Origin of the sequence: Bacillus inaquosorum (assembly GCF_023238325.1) — a bacterium.
Taxonomy (GTDB): Bacteria; Bacillota; Bacilli; order Bacillales; family Bacillaceae; genus Bacillus; species Bacillus inaquosorum.
The window spans coordinates 498,381-514,977 of the sequence record NZ_CP096592.1; the positions used below are offsets into that span (position 1 = coordinate 498,381).

The following is a 16,597-nucleotide window of genomic DNA, read 5'->3' on the forward strand; positions in this document are numbered from 1 at the left end:
CCAGACTGTATGAAAACGCTATCATTCTAGTAAGAAAGACACAAAGGCGAATAGGACAGGGGGATGAAGGATATGAAACTGTTTAAAAATTTAACAGTTCAGGTCATAACCGCGGTCATCATCGGGGTCATTGTCGGGCTGGTCTGGCCGGATGTCGGCAAAGAGATGAAACCGCTTGGCGATACATTTATCAACGCTGTTAAAATGGTGATCGCTCCAATCATTTTCTTCACAATCGTTCTCGGGATTGCAAAAATGGGCGATATGAAGAAGGTTGGAAAAGTAGGGGGAAAAGCGTTCATTTATTTCGAGGTTGTCACCACCCTCGCACTCATTATCGGTTTGTTTGTCGTCAATATCATGAAGCCGGGAGCAGGCCTTGATTACAGCAAGCTTGAAAAGGGAGATGTATCACAATACACGCAAAATGGCGGTCAGGGAATCGACTGGATTGAATTTGTCACACACATTGTTCCATCCAACATGGTTGATGCCTTCGCAAAAGGGGACATTTTGCAGGTCTTATTCTTTTCAATTCTTTTCGGAGTCGGTCTCGCGGCATTAGGTGAAAAAGGGAAAAGCGTCATTGATTTCTTCGACAAGATTTCTCACGTCTTTTTCAAAATTATCGGCTACATCATGCGTGCGGCGCCAATCGGGGCATTCGGGGCGATGGCGTATACGATCGGGCACTTCGGTCTCGATTCCATCAAGCCGCTGGCAAGCTTAATGATGTCTGTTTATATTACGATGTTCCTGTTCGTGTTTGTTGTTTTAAATATCATCTGCAAGCTTTACGGATTCAGCCTGTGGAATTACCTGCGTTTCATTAAAGATGAGCTTCTGATCGTGCTTGGCACAAGCTCTTCAGAATCAGTGCTTCCGCGAATGATGGATAAAATGGAGCGCTACGGCTGTTCGAAATCCGTTGTCGGGCTTGTCATTCCGACGGGTTATTCGTTTAACCTCGACGGCACATCCATTTATTTATCAATGGCGACTGTCTTTCTGGCACAGGTGTTTGGAGTAGACCTCAGCATCGGCCAGCAAATTACAATTATCCTCGTTCTGATGCTGACATCGAAGGGAGCGGCCGGTGTGACGGGAAGCGGATTTATCGTCCTGGCCTCAACGCTGTCAGCGCTTCAGGTCATTCCGCTGGAGGGCCTTGCACTCCTGCTTGGGGTTGACCGTTTCATGAGTGAAGGAAGGGCGATTGTGAATCTGATCGGAAACGGAATCGCCACGATCATTGTTGCAAAAAGTGAAAATGAATTCGATGAAGCGAAAAGCATAGAGGCTGTTGAAGGCATGAAAAAAATGAAAACAGCAGTCTGAAAAAAGAGCGGCCCATCAGTGGGCCGTTTTTTTAATTGTTTAAGAATTATTAAGGTAAGGACAGAGACCTCAGCATTTTTTTGTTATATAATTTACAAATGGATACTATATTGAATGAAGGACGTTTGTCCTAACAGGAGTGTATAAATGGCCGCTTTAGTTAAATTTTTTCAGCACCCGGGAGTAAGGCGTTTCTCCGTCTTTGTCGTGTTAACTGGTGTGTTATATCTATTTAAGAGCATGATCAACTTAATATTGCTTACCTTCATCTTCACATTTCTCATGGATCGTTTGGAGCTTGTCGTACGGCAGTTTGTCAGCCGCTTCTTCCGCGTGAGCCAGCGGATTGTCATTACGTTTCTGTACATGTTGCTGGCTGTGCTCCTTACAGTCGGTGGATTTGTATTTTATCCGGTCGTCGCGGCGCAGATTCAGCAGCTGGTTAAGCAGATTAAACATATTGCGTATCACCCGGACAGCATTCCTTTCTTTGATGAGATCACCAGTGTTTTCGGTGATATTAATATCAGTTCATATGTCAAAGAGGGTTTCAATGTGGTGTATACGTATCTGGCCGATATCAGCACGTTCGGCTTGCAGATCGTAATGGCGCTCATTCTCAGCATGTTTTTCTTATTTGAGAAAAAGCGGCTTTCTGAATTCATGGCGAAATTTAAAACGAGCAAACTGGCGGTCTTTTATGAGGAAATTGCTTTTTTCGGAAGCAAATTTGCAAGAACGTTCGGCAAGGTGCTTGAGGCTCAATTTATCATTGCGCTCGTCAACTGTATTCTGACGTTTATCGCGCTTTGGATTATGCATTTCCCGCAGCTGTTTGGGCTTTCTATTATGGTGTTCTTCCTTGGATTGATCCCTGTAGCAGGCGTCGTCATTTCTCTGATCCCGCTCAGTATTATCGCTTACAGCACTGGCGGCGGAATGTATGTGCTCTATATTGTGCTTGTCATATTCGCTATTCATGCGATCGAAACCTATTTCTTAAATCCGAAGCTGATGTCTGCGAAAACAGAGCTGCCGATCTTTTTCACCTTTACAGTACTCATTTTCTCTGAGCACTTTTTCGGCATTTGGGGTTTAATTATCGGGATTCCGATTTTTGTGTTTCTCCTTGATATTCTTGATGTCACCAACAAGGAAGATGGACCCAAAAGATTCCGAGAGAAAAGTAACAAAAAATAGTTTACAAAATTGGATCTTTTCTGTATAAATAAACTAAATCTACAATAGTAAGCCACACGCTTAATCCTTTGATAAGGAGTGGGGGACCCAATCTTTTGGGGTTAATTTTTCATCTGAAAAACGGACATCTCTTCGTCCGAACCCGTCAGCTAACCTCATCAGCGTGAAGAGAGAGTCCTGTGGTTTGATGATACATCCAAAGCCTGCGGGAGTCTCTCGCGGGCTTTTTTTCAAAAAAGGGAGGAATGCGGATGAAGCTGGCAAAAAAAATCATTATTGCATTGGTTCTTGGCGCGGTGACTGGATTGGTCCTCAACCTTACATCACCTGAATTATTTGAAAATTTGAATAAGTTTGTATTTGGTCCGCTTGGCACCATCTTTTTAAACCTCATTAAAATGCTTGTCGTGCCGATTGTCTTTTTCTCACTGACACTGGGAGTAGCCGGGCTGGGTGATCCCAAGAAGCTTGGCAGAATCGGCGTGAAGACGATTTCTTATTTTCTCATCACGACAGCAGTGGCAATCACGATCGGGCTTATTCTTGCTCTTGTGATTAGACCTGGTGAGTTTGGGACTTATGATGTTTCATCTGCCAAGTTTAATGCTGAGGAAGCCCCAAGTATTGCCGACACTCTTCTGAACATTATTCCTGCGAATCCGGTTCAAGCGATGACAGAAGGAAATATGCTGCAAATCATCGTATTTTCTATTTTTGTAGGGCTCGGAATCACGATGCTCGGAAAAAAAGCGGATATGCTTCTGAAAGTCGTTGAACAGGGGAATGAATTGATGATGTATCTCGTCAACCTAGTCATGAAGTTTGCGCCATACGGAACGTTCGGTCTGATTGCGACTGCTATCGGCAGCCAGGGCTTCAGCGCGATTAAGGCGATGGGACTTTATATGATTGTTGTTACGCTGTCCCTGATCATTCATGCAGTCGTGACGTACGGTTCAACGGTTGCTCTTTTGGCAAAACGAAATCCGTTTACGTTCTTTAAAGATTTCTCAGAGGTTATGGTCGTCGCGTTCAGTACCTCCAGCAGCAATGCGACCCTGCCGGTATCAATGGATGTGGCGCAGAAAAAATTAAAAGTGCCTGAGCCGATCAGCAGCTTCGTCCAGCCGCTCGGCGCGACAATTAATATGGACGGAACAGCCATCATGCAAGGGGTAGCAACCGTCTTCATTGCGCAGGTGTTCGGGCATGATCTGACATTTACGCAGCTGCTGATGGTGATACTGACGGCTGTGCTAGCAAGTATCGGCACCGCGGGTGTACCGGGTGTAGGCTTGATTATGCTCGCCATGGTGCTTCAATCTGTCGGACTCCCTGTTGAGGGCATTGGGTTAATACTCGGAATTGACCGCCTGCTTGATATGCTCCGCACAGTGGTGAACACAACAGGAGACGCGGCCTGCGCCGTCATCATTACAGAAACCGAAAAGAACAAACAGCCTGAGCAAACCCCGACTCTATCGGTTTAACCAAACATTTGGAAGCAACAAATGCTATAATACAAACAGTGCCTAATTTTAGGCACTGTTTATTTTTTGTTGAAAAAGGAGGAAGGCTTTATGGCTGAGCCGATTTTACATATTGAAGGCCTCGATAAAAAGATTGGGTCTAAACAGATACTAAAACAAATCAGCATGGACGTCATGGAGGGAGAAATCATCGGCCTGCTCGGTCCGAATGGTTCCGGAAAAACAACACTCATCCGTATCATCGTCGGACTGTTAAAACAAAACAGCGGAAGCGTGACAATCAGCGGATTCCAGCATGATACAGAGTTTGAAAAAGCAATGGAAGCTGTTGGAGCGATCGTCGAAAATCCCGAGTTCTATCCGTACCTGACAGGCTGGGAAAACCTCAAGCACTTTGCGAATATGCACAAAAAAATAGACGAAGAACGGCTTGATGAAGTGGTGGAACGTGTCGGGCTGACGTCAGCGATTCATGATAAGGTGAAAACCTATTCTCTCGGCATGCGCCAGCGTCTTGGCATTGCACAGGCGATTCTTCACCGTCCGAAGCTTCTTATTTTAGATGAACCGACAAACGGTCTCGATCCTGCGGGTATGAAGGATTTTCGCGATCATATTAAGGAGCTCGCAGAAAAGGAAGGAACGGCAGTCCTGTTCGCCACTCATTTATTGCGAGAAGTTGAAGATCTGTGCGACCGTGTCATCATTATTCAAAAAGGTGAGATCAAAGCGGAAGTCAGCCTACATGGAACAAATCAAAAAACAGAAAAAGCGATCATTGAAGTGCAGCCGGAAGAAAAAGCCCTCAATTGGCTGACAGGCAATCAATATCAAGCTGAGCGGCAAGGCGGGGCGATAGTTGTTGAGGTAGCAAAAGAAAACATTCCGGAGCTGAACCGCTCACTTGTCGGACAAGACCTGAATGTATTTTCCATTACGTCTTACACGCAATCACTGGAAGACGAATTCATAAAAGCGACAACTGCTCATCAAGAGGAGGGAGAAGAGCTTGTCTAAATTAATTTGGAATGAACATATGAAACTTTTTAATCGGAAGGTCACGTTGGTTTCTCTTATCCTGATGGCGGTCTTTCAATTTTTCATGGCTTTGATCATTAAACGGATTGTCATCAGTGCCGGAACAGATGAAAACTTCATCGGCTATTTATCGTATACACCGAGCCTGAACATCCTGCTGCAGGCTTTAACAATCGTGATTGCAGCGACAATTGTTTCGATGGAATTTGATAAAAAGACGATCAAATTTCTGCTCATTCGCCCGGTTAAACGCCAAAAGATTTTTTGGTCAAAATTAATCACAGTCGTGATGGTCAGCTTTTATTTGTATCTGGCATACTACATTTTGGCATTATTATTCGGTCTCGTCTTTTTTGGCACGTCGGTAACCGCGGAATCAAAGACATTGCTTATCAACACTCTGGAGCTGATCGGGTCAAATTGGCTTGAAGCCGTAATGATGGGATTATTCGGGCTGCTTTGTTCTTCGCTGTTCCGGAACAGTGCGGTAGCAGTCGTCGTTTCATTTGTCGTTTTATATGGAGCGAGTACACTTGTTCAGCTCATGAAGCTATTTGAAAACAAATGGGGCAGCTTTTTGCTTTTCGCGAACACTGACTTTACCCAATACAGCAGCGGGGAGACAGCGTTATTTTCAGGCATGACGCCATTGTTTTCAGCGGGGATTATCATCATACATGCCATATTCTTCATCGCCGTTGGCTGGTGGTGCTTCTGTAAACGGGATGTCCGGGTGTAAAGGCAAGGAATGACATTTTTGTGAAAAAGCTCACGTGAATCAATATCATTTGATATTTTGGTTTATACTAAAGGTACTGACGGAGGTGTCTCGATTGAGGAACTTTATTACCGCTTTACCGATTGTATTACTGCTTGGATTCTCATTTGTGTCATTCATGTTTCAGTTTGAACATCTTGTTTATTTCAGACTCGCGCTTGGGTTGTTCTCTCTCGCGGGGCTGTACATGATATATAAAATAAAGACGGGCATCCGTTATTTTATCATCTATCTGTATGCCAGCTGGATTGTGCTTGCTGCAGTAACTGCTTTTGAAGAGCCGATTTTCTCGAGCTTTTTCTTTGGCGGCTTGGTGATGACAATGGGTTACCTGACATATATGCTGATTTATCTCGGCATGAAACAAGACCGGGATGCAAATCCTGTGTAATCGCGCTGTTCCCTGGGGGAACGGCGTGTTTTTTTATACCGGACAAAAAGGAGTTGCGGAATGGTGGCAGGAAATCTATAATACATATTAAATTTATCGGAATTAAAACCTTGGGGGGCTGCCGGATGTCATTATTTATACAAAACGATCAACAACGGCAATGGATGGAGAAAATCGGACGGCTTGCGGATGAATTTCAGCAAACAGCCGCTGAAGATGACGAACAGGGACGTTTTCCTGTAGAAAAAATACAAAAACTGCGTGATGCCGGGTATACGGCACTAACATTGCCAGCATCCCATGGAGGAGGGGGCATTTCTGTTTACGACATGCTTCTGTTTCAAGAACGGCTTGCACGTGGAGACGCTCCTGCAGCGCTCAGCATCGGCTGGCATTTGAGCGTAATCGGGGAGCTCGGAGAAGGCAACAGCTGGGATAAAGACGTGTTTGCGTTTGTTGCAAAGGAAGTCCAAAACGGAGCCGTCATCAACAGGGCGGCGACAGAAGCGCAAACCGGAAGCCCGACAAGAGGAGGGCGTCCCGGTACAAACGCCGTCAAAAAGGATGGTAAATGGGCAGTAAACGGTAGAAAAACCTTTACGACGATGTCACAAGCACTGGATTATTTTTTAGTGACAGCATGGATTGAAGAAAAACAAACAACAGGCGTGTTTCTCATTCATAAAGATGATCCCGGTTTGTCGATTAAAGAAACGTGGGATATGATGGCGATGCGGGCGACTGGAAGCCATGACCTTGTACTGAATGAGGTAATGCTTGATGAGGAGAAACTGGTGGAATTGCTTCAAGGACCTCGGGGAGCTAAGCCGAATGGCTGGCTGCTTCATATTCCGGCGATTTATCTTGGCGTTGCTCAAGCAGCACGAGACTATGCGGTGCAATTTGCATCTGAGTATTCTCCAAACAGTTTGAAGGGACCGATCAAGGATGTCCCAGCCGTACAGCAAAGAACAGGCGAAATGGAGCTTGAACTGCTCAATGCCAGACATTTTCTTTTCCATATCGCTCAATTGTATGACAATCCGGAGCGCCGCCCTCACTTGAAAAGCGAGCTTGGTGCGGCGAAACATATCGTCACAAATGCTGCGCTGTCTGTTGTCGATAAAGCGATGAGAATTGTCGGGGCCAAAAGTCTTGAACGAACCAACCCGCTTCAGCGCTATTATCGTGATGTACGCGCCGGTCTCCATAACCCGCCGATGGATGATGCGGTGATCCAAAAGCTGGCCGCAGAAGCGTTTGAGTCATGAAAAAAAGAGCCTTTCGGCTCTTTTTATGTATTGTTTTGCTCTTGGAGATTCTTTTGATGCTTGCGGTCGATCCTGTCATAAATGACGTTCATCAGCTTTGGATTGCCCATAATCGCCTCTTTGTTTTCCTGGATCAGCTGCTGGTAGGTTTTTACTTTACGCTTCGGCATGCTCCGGCGCCCTCCTGACATGTTTGTATTCACTTTCTAACTCCGTCAGCGACAATTCATACAAATGACGCTTTGACTTTTTGTATATACCATTCTGTATTAACAGATGAATGAGCTGTTTTTTTCTGGTTTCTGCAGACTGAGGTGTCATTATGTCACCAACCTCCAATCAAACGATATTGATAATCATTATCAATTAACTTCAGTATACAATGTCCGCAATAGCCTGTAAAGGTGAAAACAGTCCTATTCTTTCCCAAATATGCAAACATTCAAAAGATCGACAAAAAGTTTCCCGGGGAATAATTTGCTGTCGAAATGTCCCTCTTCATTGAATGCTGCCGCTGCTATTTTTCATGTTTTGAACCATACTATGTAATAGAATGGAGGCTGGTATTCAATGGAGCGGACAGAAAATCTGAAAAAGGGAGAAAAAGGGGCGCTCCTCAATATTTTTGCTTATGTCATCCTTGCTGTTGTGAAGCTTGTCATTGGGATCCTCTATCATTCCGAAGCGCTGAGAGCAGACGGATTAAATAATGGAACAGATATTGTTGCGTCAGTGGCGGTGCTGATTGGATTGCGTATTTCCCAAAGACCGGCTGACAGCGATCATCCATATGGCCATTATCGGGCTGAAACAATTTCGTCTCTTGTTGCGTCTTTTATTATGATGGTTGTCGGCATTGAAGTGTTAATCGGCGGAGGAAAAGCGATTGCGGGCGGAACTACGGAAACGCCAAGTCTTATAGCGGCATGGACGGCGTTAGGCAGTGCCTTGTTTATGTATGGCATCTACTTATATAACAAAAGGCTGGCGGCATCGATTAAAAGCTCTGCCCTGATGGCAGCGGCAAAGGACAGCAGATCAGACGCTTTTGTAAGTGCCGGAGCGTTTATCGGTGTGATGTCATCCCAGCTTCAGCTGCCGTGGATCGATCCGGTAACAGCTTTTATCATCGGCATCATCATTTGCAAAACGGCATGGGACATCTTTAAAGATGCTTCACATTCTTTAACAGACGGCTTTCACTTAAAAGATCTTGAGCCTTACAAACAGACCGTCGGCAGGATTGAAAGTGTACATCGTCTAAAGGATGTGAAAGCCCGGTATTTAGGCAGCACAGTTCATATTGAGATGGTTATTACGGTTGATCCAAAGCTTACAGTAGAAGAAGGCCATGGAGTGGCGGATGAAGTAGAGGATAAAATAAAACATGAACACGATGTCACTCATGTTCATGTTCATGTAGAGCCCGACGACATAAAATAAGGCTGTTAAACGAATTAGCTTATATGTTCAGATAAAAATTCAGTCACTTCTTCAGGCGTTTTGGCATTGGCGCTGTGAAGATGAGCTGTTTTTTCACCGTTTTTGAAGATAAGCAAGCTAGGAATACCCATTACTTGGTATTTTTCAGCCAATTCAGGAAGCTCGTCCTTATTCAGCTCATACCAATCGTTTTGATTGTACTCTTCCAAAATATCGCCGATGAACATATTCATGCGTGTGCAGTCTGGGCACCAATCAGCATAAAACTTTACGATAATTTCTTTATCGGATTGAATCAGTTCATTAAATTGTTCGTTTGTCGTGATTTTTTTCATATGTCACATCTCCTTTTCAATGCCATTTTAATATAAAATAAAAAGGAATTACATACAAATGCATTCAGCATCAGCATGCCCAAAAATAATTAGATCATTTTCTCGTGAAAGTGATAAGATAGTAAAGATGAATTTGTAGTGGGGGGAGTATCCATTGAAAACAAGTCTAGGATTAGTGTACGGAGGAAAGTCAGCAGAACATAATGTATCACTGCAGACAGCTCTGGCTGTAATCAAAGCGCTAAATACTGAGAAGTTTGATATACATCCGATTTATATAACTGAAAAAGGCGAATGGGTAAGAGGCGCCCGTTTATCTGAGCCTGTTTCAAACGTGAAAATGCTTCAATTTGAGCAAGGAGGCAGTGCTTTTTCTCCAGCTGCCCTGAACCAGGAAATGTTTCCGCAGGAAGCGCCAGAGCAAAATGAAGCCATCGACGTCGTATTCCCGCTCCTCCACGGACCGAACGGAGAAGACGGTACGATCCAAGGAATGCTCGAACTGTTGAATATTCCTTATGTCGGCAACGGTGTGCTTGCTTCCTCAGCAGGCATGGATAAAGTCGTTATGAAACATTTATTCGCGCAGGCCGGCCTTGCTCAGGCTAAATACGCAGCTTTCCTTAAGAAAGATTGGACTCGTTCTCCGGAAGAAAGCTGCAAGCAGGTAGAAGAGGAATTAGGCTACCCTTGCTTCGTAAAACCGGCAAATCTTGGATCAAGTGTCGGAATCAGCAAATGCCGAAACCGTGAAGAACTGCAAAAAGCGTTTGAGCTTGCATTCCAATATGACCGCAAAGTCGTCGTTGAAGAAGGAATTAACGGCCGAGAAATCGAGATCGGCGTTCTTGGAAATGACGATCCTAAATGCTCTGTTGTGGGAGAGATCGCACCAAAGACAGATTTCTACGATTACAAAGCGAAATATGAAGATGGAGACACTGATCTGATGATCCCGGCGAATGTGTCCGATGAGGAATACACAAAAATCAGTGATATGGCGATCAAAGCGTTTAAAGCGATCGACGGTTCAGGACTTGTCAGAGCGGACTTTTTCCTGACAGCTGACGGCGAAGTTCTGATCAATGAAGTCAACACAATGCCTGGCTTTACACCTTTCAGCATGTTCCCGCTGCTCTGGAAAGAGGCCGGAGTGGAATACGCTGATCTGATTGAACAGCTTGTAGAGCTTGCAAAAGAACGCCACGCTGAGAAACAATTAATTAAGCATACATTCTAATGAAGATGGACACTGCCGGTAAGAGGGCAGTGTCTTTTCCCGTATATACAAAAGAAAGAGAGGGACCTCACTTGATTAAGCGAACAGTAAAGAACATTGCCAAGATGGTCAAAGGCACACTGACAAATCCGCAATATGAACAAACAGTCATTCATGGAGTGGCAACTGATACAAGAAAACTCGAACAGCATCAGCTTTTCATCCCGCTGAAAGGTGAACATTTTAACGGCCACACTTTTGTGCCGCAGGCTTTTGATGCAGGTGTTGCGGCCGTTCTTTGGGATCGGTCAGAACCAAATCCGCCCGAGAATCAAGCCGTCATCTTAGTGGACGACACCCTTTCCGCTCTTCAGCAGCTTGCAAAAGCTTATTTGCAGGAGCTTGGCACCCGTGTCATCGGGGTAACCGGAAGCAATGGCAAAACGACAACGAAAGATATGATTCACGCCGTCCTGGGAACCCGGTACCGTGTCCACAAAACAGGAGGAAACTTCAACAATCACATCGGTCTGCCGCTGACGGTTTTAGCTATGCCTGAAGATACGGAGATCGCTGTATTGGAGATGGGAATGAGCGCCAAAGGAGAAATTGATCTCCTGTCCCGCCTGGCAAACCCGGATGCGGCAGTGATTACGAATATCGGCGAATCCCACATGCAAGACCTTGGCTCAAGAGAAGGCATCGCGGAGGCGAAGCTTGAAATCATTAACGGGCTTAAAGAAGACGGAGTGCTGATATATATCGGGGACGAACCGCTCCTTCAAAAAGCATACAGCTGCCAAACGAAAACGTACGGAACGGGAGCTCAAAATGATTATCAGCTTCAGGATGTCAGCCAGAGTGAAGCAGGAACTCATTTTACAATCAAAGGGATGGAAAAAACGTTTTTTATTCCGATACTCGGTAAGCACAATGTCATGAACGCCATGGCTGCGATCGCTGCGGGGGCTTATTTTGGCATCACGACTGAGGATGCGGCAAAAGGACTGAGCGGACTAAAGGTAACCGGCATGAGACTTGAACTCATCAAAACAGACAGCGGCATTTCGATTATCAATGACGCTTATAATGCGAGTCCGACATCCATGAAGGCTGCCATTCAATTGACAGAAAGCCTTGAAGGCTATGGGAAAAAAATGCTCGTGCTCGGTGATATGCTTGAACTCGGTGATCTTGAAGAAACGTTCCATAAAGAGTGCGGCGCTGTGATCAGCCCTGAGAAAATCGACCACGTCTTTACTTACGGAAAACTGGGAGCATTTATTGCGGAAGGCGCACTGAAACACTTTGAGAAAGAACGCGTCAGCCATTTTACTGAGAAAAAGGATCTCCTTCAAGCTGTGAAAGAAAACGCGTCAAAAGGAGATTTGATTTTATTCAAAGCGTCCAGAGGTATGAAGCTTGAAGAAATCGTTAAAGATTTAATAGAGAGCCCGCTTTCGTAAAAAAATCTTGCGGAAAAACCGCATATTGCATCATAAAATAACATGATGTGCAAACACTAATCTATGCCGGCCAGAAATTATGTATATCTGGCCGGCTGCGGCTATGATACAATAAATACAGGTTATTTCGCGATACGAACATATTCGTCCGGCGTTTCATCCGCCGACCCGAAGTTCTCCGCCGGACACATGGGAGCGGATGGAGCAGCAGCCGGCATATTCGAGAAGCTGATCTGCTTCTCATCTTATTGAAAAACAAATAGTGTAATGGTAAGATAAAACTTAAAGTAATTCGGGCTTTGTATACGGATGGATCCTGTCCTTTTTGTCTAAAGGGCAGTTTTATAAGTGGTAAATCACGACATTACTGAAACAGCAATTAGAAGGAGTTTGAATAATTTGACTATAACGTTTCAAGATTTTAATTTAAGTTCTGATCTCATGAAAGCAATTAATCGTATGGGATTTGAAGAAGCAACACCGATTCAGGCACAAACGATACCGCTCGGACTTTCAAATAAAGACGTCATTGGACAAGCGCAAACAGGTACAGGTAAAACAGCTGCGTTTGGTATACCCCTTGTTGAAAAAATTAACCCCGAGTCTCCTAATATTCAAGCAATCGTAATCGCGCCAACCCGTGAATTAGCCATTCAAGTATCTGAAGAATTATATAAAATCGGACAAGATAAGCGTGCGAAGGTTCTTCCTATTTACGGCGGACAGGATATTGGACGGCAAATCCGGGCGTTAAAGAAAAATCCGCATATCATTGTCGGAACACCTGGACGTCTTCTTGACCACATCAACCGCCGCACAATTCGTTTAAACAATGTAAACACTGTAGTAATGGATGAAGCGGATGAAATGCTGAACATGGGATTCATTGACGACATTGAATCTATTCTTTCAAACGTGCCGAGCGAGCATCAGACACTTCTGTTCTCTGCGACAATGCCAGCGCCGATCAAACGCATTGCAGAGCGCTTTATGACTGAGCCGGAACACGTAAAAGTAAAAGCAAAAGAAATGACGGTTTCTAACATTCAGCAGTTCTATTTAGAAGTGCAAGAACGCAAAAAATTCGATACACTGACTCGTCTTCTTGACATTCAGTCTCCTGAGCTTGCGATCGTATTCGGACGCACAAAACGCCGTGTCGATGAGCTGGCTGAAGCCCTGAACCTACGCGGATATGCGGCTGAAGGAATTCATGGTGACTTAACGCAGGCGAAACGTATGGTTGCGCTTCGTAAATTTAAAGAAGGTGCAATCGAAGTTCTTGTCGCAACTGATGTTGCCGCTCGCGGACTTGATATCTCAGGCGTAACACACGTGTACAACTTCGACGTGCCTCAAGATCCTGAAAGCTACGTTCACCGTATCGGAAGAACAGGCCGTGCAGGAAAAACAGGTATGGCGATGACGTTCATTACACCGCGTGAGAAAAGCATGCTTCGCGCAATTGAACAAACAACAAAACGCAAAATGGACCGCATGAAGGAGCCTACACTTGATGAAGCGTTAGAAGGCCAGCAGCAGGTTACAGTTGAACGTCTTCGTACGACAATCAGTGAAAACAACCTGAACTTCTACATGACAGCGGCAGCTGAGCTGCTTGAAGATCATGATGCAGTAACAGTGGTTGCGGCGGCTATCAAAATGGCTACAAAAGAGCCGGACAACACACCGGTTCGCTTAACTGACGAAGCGCCGATGGTCAGCAAACGCTACAAGAACCAGCGCTCTTCTAAACGCAGAGACGGACAAGGCGGCGGCTACCGCGGCGGAAAAGGGAAAAGCAACAACCGTTCTTCCTACGACAAAAAGCGTTCAAACGATCGCCGTTCTTCAGGTGACAGACGCCAGAAAAAATCTTACTAATTCTATCGATTAAGTGCCCAAAACATAACGTTTTGGGCTTTTTTATGTTCATGATTTGTTATTCAGCAAACTTTCAGCTGACGGATGCCATTTTTCTATGTATGCTTAAGAATGAAACCTTTCTGTATAAGAGACGTATAAGTAACGACGAAAAAACGGGAGGTAGGTATTTTGAGAGAGCAGCCAAAAAACCAAATCAGTCCAGACGGATTAAAGGTTTGGCGACTTCAAGAGATCATCGTATCTGCTGTCTGCTTGCTTATTGTCATAGCAGTTGCAGTGTTAAGCTATTATTTTCATTGGCCGTACTGGATCAGCGGCGTGCTCGGCGCGGTTTGGCTGCTGGGTTCGGTTGTGACGGTCTTTATCATTCCAAAGATCCGTCATAAAGTATGGCGCTATGAAGTCCATGAACATGAAATAGATATTCAGTCAGGTATTTTTGTGGTAACGCGTGTGATTGTCCCGATGGTCAGGGTTCAGCACGTCGATACGTCACAAGGGCCGTTATTGAAAAAGTACAACCTGGCAACCGTAAAAATTTCCACGGCCGCGACCGTTCATTCAATCCCCGCTTTAGAGATGGAGGAAGCGGATCGGCTGAGAGACTCCATTTCCCGTCTGGCAAGGGTGACTGACGATGATGTCTGAACCGAAACGCCTGCATCCGGCGGCAGTAATATTGAATTTATGCCATACCATTATTCAAACGATAAAAAATATCATTCTGCCATTCTTTTTTGTGTATATCGTCAATTCGAACAATACTGTCCGTTTTTACGGAGCCATTGCGCTCGGTGTGCTGTTCATCTGGCTTGTAGCCGCAAGCATCATCAAATGGAGAAGGTTTACCTATCGAATCGAAGATGACGAATTTAGAATTGAAGAAGGCTTGTTTGTCACGAAAAAGCGATACATATCGATTGATCGGATTCAAACGATGAATACGAGCGCGGGCGTGATCCAGCAAATCTTTAAGCTTGTGAAGCTGCAAATTGAAACGGCAGGCGGAGGCAAGGAGGCGGAAGCTGTTCTTTCTGCTATTTCTGTTGAAGAAGCCGAACGGATTAAGGAAGCCGTCTTTAAGAAAAAAGCACAAAGGCACGAAAGCGAACACGATAAAGAATGGCTTGAAGCTGAGCAGGAGCTGATTCCGGCGGTTGAGCCGGAAGAGCACTATCGGATGAACATGAAAGAATTGCTCATGGCCGCCTCTACCTCCGGCGGAATCGGAGTGATTATCTCCGCTGTATTTGCGCTTATTTCTCAGCTTGATGAAGTGCTGCCGATGGATTGGTTTTTCAATAAATTTTCCTTTCTTCAGCACGCCAGCATCGGCATTTACGCGGTACTCATTTTTATCGGTTTATTTATCGCCTGGATTTTCAGCATTGCCGGTATGATGTTTAAATACGCGAACTTTCAAATCATTAAAAAAGAACAGGAACTGGTGATTTCAAGAGGGATTATTGAAAAACATCAAGTCACGATTCCGCTCCGAAAAATACAAGCCATTAAAATAAAAGAAAACATCATCCGCCAGCTTTTCGGCTTTGTGACGGTGTCTATCGTCAGCGCGGGCGGCGGCGACCGGGAAAAAGAAGAAGGTGCTTTGACTATTCTTTTTCCGATGATTCATAAAAAAAAGCTTCCGCACATGCTGCGGACATTTACGCCGGATTACACGCTGGAAGAAAACTTCCGCCGTCTGCCGCGGCACGCGTTGAAACGCTATTTATTCCGTTCCGTCATTTTTTCAATCTTTTTGATCATTCCGTTATGTATCTTCTTTCAGCCATGGGGCTATCTGTCGATCATCCTGCTGCCGATTGAATTGATCTTCGGCTACCTCGCATATAAGGATGCAGGATGGACGATCAACGGGGATCGTCTTCAATTGACGTCCAGATTTATCAGCAGAACAACGGGAATTGTGTTAAAAAGACGAATGCAGGTTTGCAAGTTCAGCCAATCCTATTTTCAAAAGAAGGGCCGTTTGTATACCATTTCTACCTCGGTAAAATCATCGAGCCTTATGGAAGAATTATCGGTGAGGGATGTAGGTGAAGAGGATGCAGACTTCATTTTAAACTGGTACTCATATGAAAAAGCGGACGGTTAATACCGCCGCTCTTTTTTTTGCACACATAAAAACGAGAGAAGAAACCCGCCGCAAAGTCCAAACAGATGGGCCATCATGTTAATATTGGAGTTGATAAACGACATGAGAACGGCAAATGCGAGCAGTGTGAGAATCATTTTGGAATGCTCCTGCCCGATCAGTTCTTTGCGAAAAAGAACCATAAACAGATACACGCCGAACAGCCCGAAAATCGCTCCTGAAGCCCCGACATGCACGTAATCAAGCGGCTCTGTAACATATGTGCCGATATTGCCGATGATGCCGGAGCCAGCGTACACAAGCAGGAAACGCGCTTTTCCCAGCATGCGTTCCAAAGCAGGGGCAAATAAAAAGATGGACATGGAATTAAACAGCAGATGGGTAAAACCGGCGTGCAGCAAAACCGGTGTGATCAGCCGCCACCATTCACCGTTAGCGACGCCTAAATTATAGCCTGTGACGGCATCTCTCCATAATACGACCGAATGGACAGGAAGTGAAAAAAACAGCCAGAGAACAGCTTGCAAGGCCAATATAAAGGTGACAACGGGATAAAGCCTGATAAACGTTTGGAAATTTTCAGTCCGTATAAACATTCCGAGCCCCTTTTCTTCATTTTGGT

At 44.9% G+C, this 16,597-nt stretch carries 17 protein-coding genes and 1 riboswitch; of the genes, 13 read left to right on the plus strand and 4 right to left on the minus strand.

Going from position 1 to position 16,597, the window contains the following annotated elements:
* Positions 1–72 precede the first annotated feature (72 nt).
* The 7 genes from dctP to M1M80_RS02550 all read left to right on the plus strand — a co-directional run bounded on the left by dctP (position 73) and on the right by M1M80_RS02550 (position 7,506).
* On the plus strand, positions 73–1,338 hold the full coding sequence (gene dctP, locus M1M80_RS02520) for a C4-dicarboxylate transporter DctP (RefSeq protein ID WP_060397960.1): 1,266 nt from the start codon (positions 73–75) through the stop codon (positions 1,336–1,338).
* A 147-nt stretch (positions 1,339–1,485) separates the two neighbouring features.
* Positions 1,486–2,538, plus strand: a complete 1,053-nt coding sequence (locus M1M80_RS02525) for an AI-2E family transporter (RefSeq protein WP_003240317.1) — start codon at positions 1,486–1,488, stop codon at positions 2,536–2,538.
* Between the two features lie 47 nt (positions 2,539–2,585).
* A riboswitch (cyclic di-AMP (ydaO/yuaA leader) is annotated at positions 2,586–2,716 on the plus strand.
* A gap of 73 nt (positions 2,717–2,789) precedes the next feature.
* Positions 2,790–4,028: a dicarboxylate/amino acid:cation symporter gene (locus tag M1M80_RS02530; protein ID WP_019257525.1), complete on the plus strand. Its 1,239-nt coding sequence runs from the start codon at positions 2,790–2,792 to the stop codon at positions 4,026–4,028.
* Between the two features lie 90 nt (positions 4,029–4,118).
* Positions 4,119–5,045, plus strand: coding sequence for an ABC transporter ATP-binding protein (locus M1M80_RS02535; RefSeq protein WP_060397961.1), 927 nt, complete (start codon positions 4,119–4,121; stop codon positions 5,043–5,045).
* On the plus strand, positions 5,038–5,805 hold the full coding sequence (locus tag M1M80_RS02540) for an ABC transporter permease (protein ID WP_003240320.1): 768 nt from the start codon (positions 5,038–5,040) through the stop codon (positions 5,803–5,805). The genes M1M80_RS02535 and M1M80_RS02540 overlap by 8 nt, the downstream gene beginning before the upstream one ends.
* A gap of 94 nt (positions 5,806–5,899) precedes the next feature.
* On the plus strand, positions 5,900–6,235 hold the full coding sequence (locus M1M80_RS02545) for a hypothetical protein (protein ID WP_032732221.1): 336 nt from the start codon (positions 5,900–5,902) through the stop codon (positions 6,233–6,235).
* Between the two features lie 125 nt (positions 6,236–6,360).
* Positions 6,361–7,506, plus strand: coding sequence for an acyl-CoA dehydrogenase family protein (locus M1M80_RS02550; protein ID WP_060397962.1), 1,146 nt, complete (start codon positions 6,361–6,363; stop codon positions 7,504–7,506).
* A gap of 23 nt (positions 7,507–7,529) precedes the next feature.
* Here M1M80_RS02550 and fbpB read toward each other — a convergent pair whose 3' ends face one another.
* Positions 7,530–7,709: a Fur-regulated basic protein FbpB gene (gene fbpB, locus M1M80_RS02555; protein ID WP_010886410.1), complete on the minus strand. Its 180-nt coding sequence runs from the start codon at positions 7,707–7,709 to the stop codon at positions 7,530–7,532.
* Positions 7,663–7,827 carry a Fur-regulated basic protein FbpA gene (locus M1M80_RS02560; RefSeq protein WP_019257529.1) on the minus strand — a complete coding sequence of 55 codons (165 nt, stop codon included), beginning with the start codon at positions 7,825–7,827 and terminating at the stop codon, positions 7,663–7,665. The genes fbpB and M1M80_RS02560 overlap by 47 nt, the downstream gene beginning before the upstream one ends.
* 249 nt (positions 7,828–8,076) lie before the next feature.
* Here M1M80_RS02560 and M1M80_RS02565 point away from each other — a divergent pair, with 249 nt between their 5' ends.
* The gene (locus M1M80_RS02565; RefSeq protein WP_003240325.1) at positions 8,077–8,949 is read left to right on the plus strand and encodes a cation diffusion facilitator family transporter; all 873 of its coding nucleotides are present in this window, start codon (positions 8,077–8,079) and stop codon (positions 8,947–8,949) included.
* Positions 8,950–8,963: 14 nt separating this feature from the next.
* On the opposite strand, the gene M1M80_RS02570 is transcribed toward M1M80_RS02565, so the two are convergent.
* The gene (locus M1M80_RS02570) at positions 8,964–9,284 is read right to left on the minus strand and encodes a thioredoxin family protein (RefSeq protein WP_003225161.1); all 321 of its coding nucleotides are present in this window, start codon (positions 9,282–9,284) and stop codon (positions 8,964–8,966) included.
* A 154-nt stretch (positions 9,285–9,438) separates the two neighbouring features.
* Here M1M80_RS02570 and M1M80_RS02575 point away from each other — a divergent pair, with 154 nt between their 5' ends.
* The 5 genes from M1M80_RS02575 (at position 9,439) to M1M80_RS02595 (ending at position 15,975) form a co-directional block, all read left to right on the plus strand.
* Complete coding sequence (locus tag M1M80_RS02575; RefSeq protein WP_003240327.1) at positions 9,439–10,524, plus strand: D-alanine--D-alanine ligase; 1,086 nt, start codon at positions 9,439–9,441, stop codon at positions 10,522–10,524.
* A gap of 71 nt (positions 10,525–10,595) precedes the next feature.
* The gene (locus M1M80_RS02580) at positions 10,596–11,969 is read left to right on the plus strand and encodes a UDP-N-acetylmuramoyl-tripeptide--D-alanyl-D-alanine ligase (RefSeq protein WP_060397963.1); all 1,374 of its coding nucleotides are present in this window, start codon (positions 10,596–10,598) and stop codon (positions 11,967–11,969) included.
* A gap of 399 nt (positions 11,970–12,368) precedes the next feature.
* Complete coding sequence (cshA, locus tag M1M80_RS02585) at positions 12,369–13,853, plus strand: degradosome RNA helicase CshA (RefSeq protein WP_019257533.1); 1,485 nt, start codon at positions 12,369–12,371, stop codon at positions 13,851–13,853.
* Between the two features lie 171 nt (positions 13,854–14,024).
* Positions 14,025–14,504: a PH domain-containing protein gene (locus M1M80_RS02590; protein WP_003240334.1), complete on the plus strand. Its 480-nt coding sequence runs from the start codon at positions 14,025–14,027 to the stop codon at positions 14,502–14,504.
* A complete protein-coding gene (locus M1M80_RS02595) occupies positions 14,494–15,975 on the plus strand; it encodes a PH domain-containing protein (RefSeq protein ID WP_060397965.1) in 1,482 nt (493 codons plus the stop codon). The genes M1M80_RS02590 and M1M80_RS02595 overlap by 11 nt, the downstream gene beginning before the upstream one ends.
* On the opposite strand, the gene M1M80_RS02600 is transcribed toward M1M80_RS02595, so the two are convergent.
* The gene (locus tag M1M80_RS02600; RefSeq protein ID WP_003240338.1) at positions 15,972–16,571 is read right to left on the minus strand and encodes a rhomboid family intramembrane serine protease; all 600 of its coding nucleotides are present in this window, start codon (positions 16,569–16,571) and stop codon (positions 15,972–15,974) included. The genes M1M80_RS02595 and M1M80_RS02600 overlap by 4 nt on opposite strands.
* Positions 16,572–16,597: the final 26 nt, after the last annotated feature.